This window comes from Vibrio sp. S9_S30, from assembly GCF_014694455.1.
Classification (GTDB): domain Bacteria; phylum Pseudomonadota; class Gammaproteobacteria; order Enterobacterales; family Vibrionaceae; genus Vibrio.
The window spans coordinates 1-9092 of record NZ_JAAUWT010000042.1 but is presented as its reverse complement, the minus strand read 5'-3'; the positions used below and the strand labels follow the sequence as shown (position 1 = coordinate 9092).

The 9092-nt window shown below is 47.7% G+C and carries 7 protein-coding genes and 1 pseudogene; 2 read left to right on the top strand and 6 right to left on the bottom strand.

Annotated elements, in window-relative coordinates; all coding sequences use genetic code 11:
• Together HC752_RS23210 and HC752_RS23205 are read left to right on the top strand one after the other, a co-directional pair.
• A pseudogene (locus tag HC752_RS23210) lies at positions 1–494 on the top strand (alpha-amylase family glycosyl hydrolase); the annotation flags it as partial.
• Positions 495–936: 442 nt separating this feature from the next.
• Positions 937–1479, top strand: a complete 543-nt coding sequence (locus tag HC752_RS23205) for an outer membrane beta-barrel protein (RefSeq protein ID WP_190337568.1) — start codon at positions 937–939, stop codon at positions 1477–1479.
• A gap of 421 nt (positions 1480–1900) precedes the next feature.
• On the opposite strand, the gene HC752_RS23200 is transcribed toward HC752_RS23205, so the two are convergent.
• The 6 genes from HC752_RS23200 to HC752_RS23175 all read right to left on the bottom strand — a co-directional run.
• Positions 1901–2305, bottom strand: coding sequence for a hypothetical protein (locus HC752_RS23200; protein WP_446751456.1), 405 nt, complete (start codon positions 2303–2305; stop codon positions 1901–1903).
• Positions 2306–2619: 314 nt separating this feature from the next.
• Positions 2620–2832 carry a hypothetical protein gene (locus HC752_RS23195; protein WP_190337567.1) on the bottom strand — a complete coding sequence of 71 codons (213 nt, stop codon included), beginning with the start codon at positions 2830–2832 and terminating at the stop codon, positions 2620–2622.
• A gap of 3 nt (positions 2833–2835) precedes the next feature.
• A complete protein-coding gene (locus tag HC752_RS23190; RefSeq protein ID WP_190337566.1) occupies positions 2836–6663 on the bottom strand; it encodes an RHS repeat-associated core domain-containing protein in 3828 nt (1275 codons plus the stop codon).
• Entirely contained in the window at positions 6663–7664 is a 1002-nt protein-coding gene (locus tag HC752_RS23185; RefSeq protein WP_238930608.1) for a Rhs family protein, read from the bottom strand. Before HC752_RS23185 ends, HC752_RS23190 begins: the two co-directional genes overlap by 1 nt.
• On the bottom strand, positions 7661–8383 hold the full coding sequence (locus HC752_RS23180; RefSeq protein ID WP_190337565.1) for a DUF4123 domain-containing protein: 723 nt from the start codon (positions 8381–8383) through the stop codon (positions 7661–7663). Before HC752_RS23180 ends, HC752_RS23185 begins: the two co-directional genes overlap by 4 nt.
• Positions 8371–9092: bacteriophage T4 gp5 trimerisation domain-containing protein (locus tag HC752_RS23175; RefSeq protein WP_446751455.1), on the bottom strand; the 722-nt coding region annotated here is incomplete at its 5' end. The genes HC752_RS23180 and HC752_RS23175, both read right to left, overlap by 13 nt.

The following is a 9092-nucleotide window of genomic DNA, read 5'->3' as shown; positions in this document are numbered from 1 at the left end:
GTACTGGGCATTTTTGGGAAGGGCGATTCAAAAGCCAAGCTTTATTGGATGAACAAGCCCTTGCGGCGGCGATGGCCTACGTCGATTTGAACCCAGTTCGAGCTAGTATGGCAAATACCCCTGAAGCATCGGAATACACCTCTGTAAAAGCGCGTATTGAAGCACTGAAAAACAACAAAACTACGGCACCTTGCTTACACCCTTTTGTGGGCTACCCCAGAAAGAATATCCCTCCGGGCATTCCTTTTCGGCTGCTGGATTACCTAGAATTGGTCGACTGGACAGGCAGGCAAATTCGTGAAGACAAACGTGGCAGTATTCACTCGGCGCTTCCTTCCATCCTAAACCGATTGGGCATTGACCAAGCCTCTTGGATGAGCGCTTGTACTCAACTGGAAAAGGGCACAATCGTTGGTTGCGAAGCTACCATTAAACACGCGATGCCGAAACTAAACAGAAAGCGCATATCCGGTTTTCGGTTACCAGATAGCTAACGCTCCCTTCAAACTAAACCACACACCATAAACTCTTAAGCCAAATAGCCACTTTGGCGGTTTCACATACCTAAAATTCAAATAGATAAGGGATATTTGCCACTTTTCAGGCAAATAACCCACGCATCCGACCCGATTTCAACTATACGAACAGAACAGTACTTGGTATAAGCAGCAAGAAACACTTCAAGCTTCTTCTAAAAGTGCCTGTCCTCAAGTTTTTTGGAAAACACCTCAAGCTTCTTCTAAAAATGCCTGTCCTCAAGTTTTTTGTTGAATTATTTTAACAGCATTTGAGCGGTATTTTATGAGTGTAGTTCTGACCTTATCGCTCTTCCCAAATACACATGTTAAGTAAGTTTTTCTGGCTAAATTCAGAATTTGACATTGGTTGAATGTATATAGTTTCAGATAGTTACGAGACGCCTTTCTAGGAATAAATATGAAAAACATCACTTTTTTGCTTGCCGCACTTTTATCTACTTCCACTTTCGGAGCTAACCACTATGTGGGCATCAAACTTGGAGGAGCAGCAATCAATAATGATGACACTGACGATGCTGGGATTGCAGTCCAGTTTGAATACGCCTATCAATTTCACACCAATTTTTCTGCTGAAATTGGTTATGCGACCGCTTCTGGAGTGACCAACGCTATTGTGACTGGTGCACTTACTGACAGCACAGAAACGTTTGAATATGATGCGACCTTCGCTGGTTTGAAAGCTAACATTGCTCCAACGGACTTTATCAATTTTTACGCGATGGGTGGTGTCAGCCATTCAGATCTACAACGAACACTCAAACCCAAGTCAGGGGGGGCAGAAACGGTTGAACACCAAAAAGGGGTAAACCCATATTTTGGGGGCGGAGCAGAGATCATCTTGCTGGATACTTTTAGCCTTAGTTTGGACTATCGTCGCTTCATGTTTGAAAACAGCTATTACTCTGACACTATCTTAGCTGGACTCAACTTCCGATTCTAAAACCCACCAAGCTGCAATGATTCCCAAAGCTGCCGTATCATTGGTACGGCAGCTTCGCTTTCAGTAAGTATTTCTTTAAAGCTATAAACTGGATGGCTAATGAATTAGTCATATAGTCACTGTAAGAAAACACGACTTCTATCAGACACAGTGAGTTGAGCTTGGAACACAAAGCCACTCACTGCAACTTTTGGTGTTCAAGGGGTTAGCGTGCGTTATGTTCCAGTTTTTCCTCGAAAAGATCGTTCATCACAATTACGGCATAAACGAAAAGTGATTATCCACGATTTTAAGCTTCTTCTAAAAGTGCCTGTCCTCGAGTTTCACACAGCCATGATTGAACTGCCACAAATTCGAATCTGAGTGCTCGAGTCTCCTATCACGCCATTAGAGGCGGTGTTTTCTTAAAGTGTGTGTCCCACTAAGGTTGCACTAGCCCGTTAGGGTAATCATCGATAAAGTACGATTCGCCCCGTTCGTTGGTCATGGTACTGACGAAGTTTTTGGCGTTGTTGTAGTCGTATTGAAGTGACGACCCATCGGGTTGAGTCACGCGGCTGACCAAATCGGTGTGCGGGTGATAATCGAAGCGGGTGACATGCCCGTTTTCGTCCACCACTTTGGTGGGTTTACCGTAGCCGTTGTATTCGAAAGATTTGGATTTACCGCCCGGTAGCACAATGCGAGCGAGCCTGTCTGCCGAATCCCATTCATAGCGCGTCATCGCGCCAGTCACGGATTTCTCGAGTACGATCCGTCCAAAGATATCGTAGCGATAAGTCGCTTCCGAGCCGTCTGGGTAGGTTTCCCCAATCAGCATGCCCAATCGGTTCCACGCCAGTTTATGTTGGCTGCCATCGGGGTAGCGGATTTGGTCTAGCTGACCGTATTGGTTGTAGAGATAAAACGTATCCTGACCAAGCGGATCACGCTTTTCGGTAATGTCGCCAAATTCGTTGTATTTGTAGCGCCAGCTTCGGTCGAATTGAATGACTTTGCGTAGATTGCTGCGCTATTAGGGGCGGTGTTTTCTTAAAGTGTGTGTCCCACTAAATTCACTAAATTCTAAATTCTAAATTCCAAATTTCATGTCCCATTTAAATTCATTTAAATTCTTATGTCTAAGGTGTTTTAAATTTATCATCCAAAATGAAAGAAAATCTCTTTTATTAATTGACCATCATGGTTGTTATCAATTTCCAATGAATATTTTCTCATCTCATGTAATATATACTTAGCAATAGGGGTTTTACTATTTTTAACTTCTTCGATAAGATGAATTTTCCTACTTTCATCAGAACAGTACTTATTCAACAGATATATTAGGTTTTTGTCTAATTCTTGTTTTTCCATAAGTTATTCTCCTATAGTTTTCAATGTTCTAAACTTGATTATAGGCTTATTTGACATATCAATTGGAATCAACTGCCTCTCCCCGCCATTACCATACTCAGGATAATATCTTGTAAAAGGCTCAGGAATCTTACCATGGTCTCCAGCCTCCATTGGAACTCTTACTTGAGGTTCTCCTGTCGAATCATATAGCTGTAATGTATCAAATTCACCTTTTAACCTAGCATCACTCCATGAGTTTAAAGGATCATTTTTATCGTAGTATATCTGGAATGCATCTCTCGCTTTTTTCCCACTATTAAAGTTAGTGAATCCAAAGTAACTTAGGGGAGCTTGCATTGATTCCATTGTTTGATTGGCAAAGGAAGAATCCATATATCTATATGCGGTTGATGGCAATGTGGATGAAGGACCATCTGGACCGACATAAAAATCTGGTTTTTGGGTTGTACCACAACATGCCCCTACAGCCTTCTCAACCGCCAATCCCAAAGGATCCACCCATCCCGTCGGATTAGGGACATACTGATAGTTATTTAACCCGCCTGCAAGCCCGATTGGGTCGGCGGTGGTGAATCTGCCCGTGCTTGGGCTGTAGTAACGGTGGCGGTTGTAGTGTAGCCCTGTTTCGCTGTCATAATACTGCCCTTGGAAGCGCAGTGGGTTGGCAATCTCTTCAACATGTTGGTACAGCACATTGCCGTAAGCGCGATATTGAACCGACCACACACTGTTACCACTGCTGTCGGTGAGGTCTGTCGGGGTACCGATTTGGTCGAGCTGATAATGGTAAACCTCGGTGTGTTCCCCTTCGCCACTAATGAGTGCTAACGGCTTAAAGCTGCCCGGCTCGTACACATAGGTTTGGTAGTGAGAATCACTGGTTTCCGCAATCAGGTTATCGCCTTGCCACACAAACTCGGTATTGGTTTGCTTACCCAGCTTGTCGGTCACGCTTTTTGCAATGCGTCGCCCAAAAGCGTCGTACTGGTAGGTGGCGATGGTGCCATCGGGCAGGGTAGCTTGGGTTAGTCGGTGCTGGCAGTCGTATTCGTAAGTGGTGACAAGCGCTTGCCCTTTCCCACGCCTTTCCGCAATTAAACGCCCAAATTCGTCGTACTCATAATGCGCATCGCCATGAAATTGCAGCTGGTTACCTTGTACGCCAGACTCTACCTCTTCAAAACGCCCACCTAACGTTTGTTGCAGCAGGTTACCCGCAGGGTCGTGGGCGAAGGTCTCTTCGACTACGCCTTTAGTGGCACTTAGGCGTGAAAGTGGGTCGTAATCGTAGTGGACTTTGCCATATCGGCTGTCTGCCATTTCCGCCAGATTGCCATCAGCACTGTACTGGTATTGTTTGGATTGAGTGAGCTGACCGCGTTGATGATGCGTGTGAGCAATCAACCTGCCTTCTTCATCGTGCTGGAAACGGCTAGTGAGGCTCCCTTGCTGGCGAGACGTCTCCAAACCGTTATCGAAGTGGTGCCGTGTGAGCTGCTCCTCATTCAGCATAATGCGCGAGAGCACGCCACCAGCACTGCGCTCATACCGAAGGGTATTGGCGTCGGGCAGTTGCCAATGAGCCAGGTTACTCAGCTCATCGTATTGATAATAGTGAGAGGCCCAGCCTTGGTGCTCTTGGGTAAGCCTGCCTAGCGCATCATATTGCCAAGCTAATGGGGTGTCGCCATCGTTAACGTGCGTCAGTTGCCCATATTCGTCGTAAGCGTAGGTAACTTCGTTGCCATCGGGGAGGACTTTTCTGGTCAGCCTACCCATTACATCGCGTTCAAATAGGGTTTCTAGTCGGGTACCTTGTGTGCCCGTTTCCGTTTCTTTAACCAACTTGCCGTTGAGGTCGTATTCGTATTCGAAGAACCGGCCATCGAAGGTGGTTTCTCTTTGCACTAGCCCGTTAGGGTAATAATCGATAAAGTACGATTCGCCCCTTTCGTTGGTAATGGTACTGACGAAGTTTTTGGCGTTGTTGTAGTCGTATTGAAGTGAAGACCCATCGGGTTGAGTCACACGGCTGACCAAATCGGTGTGCGGGTGATAATCGAATCGAGTGACATGCCCGTTTTCGTCCACCACTTTGGTGGGTTTACCGTAACCGTTGTATTCGAAAGATTTGGATTTACCGCCCGGTAGCACAATGCGAGCGAGCCTGTCTGCCGAATCCCATTCATAGCGCGTCATCGCGCCAGTCACGGATTTCTCGAGTACGATCCGTCCAAAGATATCGTAGCGATAAGTCGCTTCCGAGCCGTCTGGGTAGGTTTCCCCAATCAGCATGCCCAATCGGTTCCACGCCAGTTTATGTTGGCTGCCATCGGGGTAGCGGATTTGGTCTAGCTGACCGTATTGGTTGTAGCGATAAAACGTATCCTGACCAAGCGGATCACGCTTTTCGGTAATGTCGCCAAATTCGTTGTATTTGTAGCGCCAGCTTCGGTCGGATTGAATGACTTTGCGCAGGTTACCACGCCAGTACTGAAACTCTGTTGTAGCGCCATCAGGGGCGATGGTTAAGACTTTTTGGTTTTGCTCGTTGTAGACGTGTTTGGTTTCGTTGCCCATCGCGTCGACGGTTAGCACCAAATCGCCATTGTCGTTGTATTCATTTTTTGTCACCGCACCATCGGGGTCGGTGGTTTGAACTAATTTGGCGTTCTCGTCGTGTTGGTAGGCGGCGGTGCTGCCGTCCGAGTAAGTGACCACGACGGCATTGGATTCGTCATCCCAATCGAATTGAGTGTTGTAGCCTGTATTGCTCCAGTGGCGCAAGCATCGAACCGATTTGCCGCTGCCACCCCATTCCCAACCAAACTCCACGCCGCCTGCCATTTTCCGAAGCGTGATAACGTGCTGAGCATCGTAGGCGTAATCTTCCCCCTCACCGCCCGTATTTCTCTGTGCGATGAGCTGGCCACTTGTGTTGTATTGATAGGTGGCACAGGTTTTTTCGGTGAACCACTTACCCGTGGTATCACCTTTGGTGAGCGTGCGAAAATCGATTTGAGCGATAAGGTCGTGCTTGTACACAAACCATAGGGCGATGCCGTGCTCATTCACGACGGCCTCAGGGCGCTGATACCCATCGTAGCGAACGGTCAGCCGGTTACCGTATTGGTCGGACAGTGTGCTCAGGCGAGCCGAATTGCCTTGTCGTTTGAAGTGGTAAAAAGGCGAACCCGCTTGGGCGAGGATGTATTCGCCGTCTTCTTGCCCTAAGAATACCGCCGCACCAGCCAGATCGTTGTATATCTCGGGCAGTTGTGTCGTGGGTTCAGGCAGTTCGGTACGTTTGTTTTCTGCATCCAGCCAAAAGAGCTTTCCACTTTCGAAGACCAAAGATTGGCTGAGTGGGTGGCTCCAGCCAAACCCTAACCCCGTATTGAGATCACAGCTACTGGTTTTGTAGGTTCGGGTAAAGGTAAACGGCAGTGCACCGGGTAGGGTGACATCTTGCAGCTCAAGCAGTTCTTCGCCTGTCACCATTGAAACAGGGCAACCTTCGGTATTGGTTTTTTGGTTCGATTGAGTTGCGTCGCCGTTACCATTCTTACTGGCGTTGTTTTCTACCGTTCGCTTGTCGTTAGTGGTTATGTGCGTCGATTGTTTGGCTTGGCGTTTTTCAGATGTCGCGTTTTGAACCGTTTTACCGTCGACAGATTGGTTGACTTTCGCTTGCCCGTTGAATTTTCCGTTACCATGTTGGGTCACTTTGTTGAGGGTGCCAATGTTGTCTTTGGCATCGACCTTCACTAATTCGACCATTTCTTTTATTTTTTTGACGATAGGGGCATAGCGGGGTTTTCTAGCCATTATGACGCTCCTACGAGCGTCGCTGCGCCAGCGACGTTGCTCAATCGATTCATGTTTTTCAAAACAGCCCCGCCCGGAATCACAATGCTTAATACCACTTCCACAAGAAGCGGTGCCAGCATGCCCGTGGCAATACCAATGATTTGAAGTGGGCTCAGCAACTTAAACCAAGAAACAGCCGCATTTAAACAAAGGAAGCAGCGCGCTTCATCCTTTAATAAGGTGAGCATTTCGGCAGCTTCTTTTTTCGCTGAAGCGAGTTTTTGAGCGATCAGTTCCGGGTTTTCAACGTATTTGGCGAGTTGCTCTGCCAGTTTGCTTGGGTTGGCGAGCAACTTGAACAGTTCGGCGATGTCATCCCACGCATCGATGATGGCATCCAATAATTTGCTCATGAATTGTTTGACTTCTCTCCACACATCAATCGGCTCGTTAATGTAGAGGCTCCATTCTTTACGAAGACTGGTATTCCACTGGGTTTCGAGCCAAGCGCTGAGTTTGCTGATGGTGGGGTCGTAAGAATCCAGCATCGCTTGGATGTCGCTTTCAGAAACATTGGGGTAAAAGGTGACGCGGACTTGTTTACCTCTGTGCTCTGGCGGCAGCGTAATTTCAGCGAATCCGTTGTCATCCATGGTGCCTGAAATGGCTTCGCCGTCCGCTTCGTATTCAAAATTCCCCCAAAAGTTTTTTTCAAGTTTCATGGGCTGAATTTTGAAAGGTGTGCCACCAATGGGCACAAAAGCTTCCGCTTCGAAGCAGTGAACCAGTGTGATTTTTCCGTCTAGTGGGCAGGTAATTAAGTCGGCCTCGATGTTGGAATCGTCGGTGTCCGCTGAGTACTCATCCTGATTAACGATGACTTTTTGTTCCATGTCTAAAGCCCAGCCATAAAACCAATTTTTTGAATGGCGACGATACTCATCTATCGAGCTTTCGAAGTCGGTTTTAATCGTACTGAACAGATTTTCTGCGTCTGCCATCGTCATGGTGGTCGTCATCGGTATACCTCTTTCTCAAGCACACTTTTTATGTATTCGTTGAGTGAGCCAAATTCCTTTCTGTGACGGTTAACTAAACGCGTCACTTTGGCTTCAACGGTGCTTTCGGGGAAGAAAAAATAAATATCGGCATGGCTTTCTTTTAGCCATTTTATGGTGTTAGCGATAAGGGTAGTGTTATCCATATTGGAGAGTTGTAGCAGCGCGTCTTCTGGCACTGTCCACCATGGGAACTCTTGTTCTATATTGTCGATAGTGGGAGCAGGGTTAATCACATCCCCATGCTGAGAAAGCCAAACTTGACAGGGCCCCATGACTTTCGCTCGCTGTTCTTTATCGCAAAACTTCGCCACATTCAGGCTAAATCTCGGATCATAAAAACGGAAAAAGGCATGAGTGCCAGATGGCATCCATATTTGTGTCAGGCTACGAAAATGCGCTAAGACCTGTTGAAATGTGGACGTGGTGCCAACCAACATGCCCCAGTCTTTTTTGGCTTCGTCCGCTACCCAATCGATGAACTCACCCTGAGGATCAACAGGGGCGATGTAGGGCATCACCAGTGTCCAATCTTCATATTGCGTGCCTAACCAAATGCCGTAGGCGTCTTTTCCGCCTCGCTGGTAAAAATCCGCAAGGGCACTGTAATCGGTCGCTCCGTTAAAAATGGCATACCAAGACAACGCTTCTTTGTCTGCGTACGCGTTTAGATCGAACATTGTCCATCCTTGCACTTCTCACATTCTTCACAGAAAGGCGCGGCAGATTTCATGGTGGCGATCTGTGCGGGGGTAAGAATTGGCGCAGGGGCTGCCGGAGGGGGGGCTGGTTGCCCAGGCTCTAAAGCGGCTTGCCCCCCGAAACCACTGCCACTGCCAGCCGCACCACCCGAGTTCAGGTTAACACCTGCCCCCGATAGCGTGACGCCAGAAGCATCAACGGTAACGAAGCTGCCACCCGCTTTGATCGTGATTTCATTATCGGCTTCTAGTACGACCTTTTGCCCCGACTTTACGTGGATCTCGGTGCCTGCATCGCTCGCCCAGTTATTGGAGGATTTTTGATGAATGGACCCCTCGGCGATCAACGTATGATCGGCTGCAATTTTGATCCGGCTTTCCCCATCCACCGTCAGATGCTGATGGTTTTTTACATGGGTAAACTGGTCGTTATCCACCGTGTGGTGTTCATCGTTATGAATGTGGGTGGTGGCGTCGTTTTGCACATCCCGCTCCAAATCTTTTTGAGCATGCAGGTAGACTTTTTCATTGTCGGCTTGGTCTTCAAAACTCAGTTCATTGAACCCATCGCCTTGGTGGGTTTCACTGCGGATGACCGTTTTGGTCTTGTTGTCCGGCAAAGTGTACGGCGGAATGTTGGTGGCGTGATAGGTGCGCCCTGTAATAATCGGCTGGTCTGGGTCGCCAT

Bases quoted from the DNA above. Each gene is read 5' to 3' on its own strand.
- HC752_RS23205 (WP_190337568.1), top strand. From the start codon at position 937: ATGAAAAACATCACTTTTTTGCTTGCCGCACTTTTATCTACTTCCACT.
- HC752_RS23195 (WP_190337567.1), bottom strand. From the start codon at position 2,832: ATGGAAAAACAAGAATTAGACAAAAACCTAATATATCTGTTGAATAAG.
- HC752_RS23190 (WP_190337566.1), bottom strand. From the start codon at position 6,663: ATGGCTAGAAAACCCCGCTATGCCCCTATCGTCAAAAAAATAAAAGAA.
- HC752_RS23185 (WP_238930608.1), bottom strand. From the start codon at position 7,664: ATGACGACCACCATGACGATGGCAGACGCAGAAAATCTGTTCAGTACG.
- HC752_RS23180 (WP_190337565.1), bottom strand. From the start codon at position 8,383: ATGTTCGATCTAAACGCGTACGCAGACAAAGAAGCGTTGTCTTGGTAT.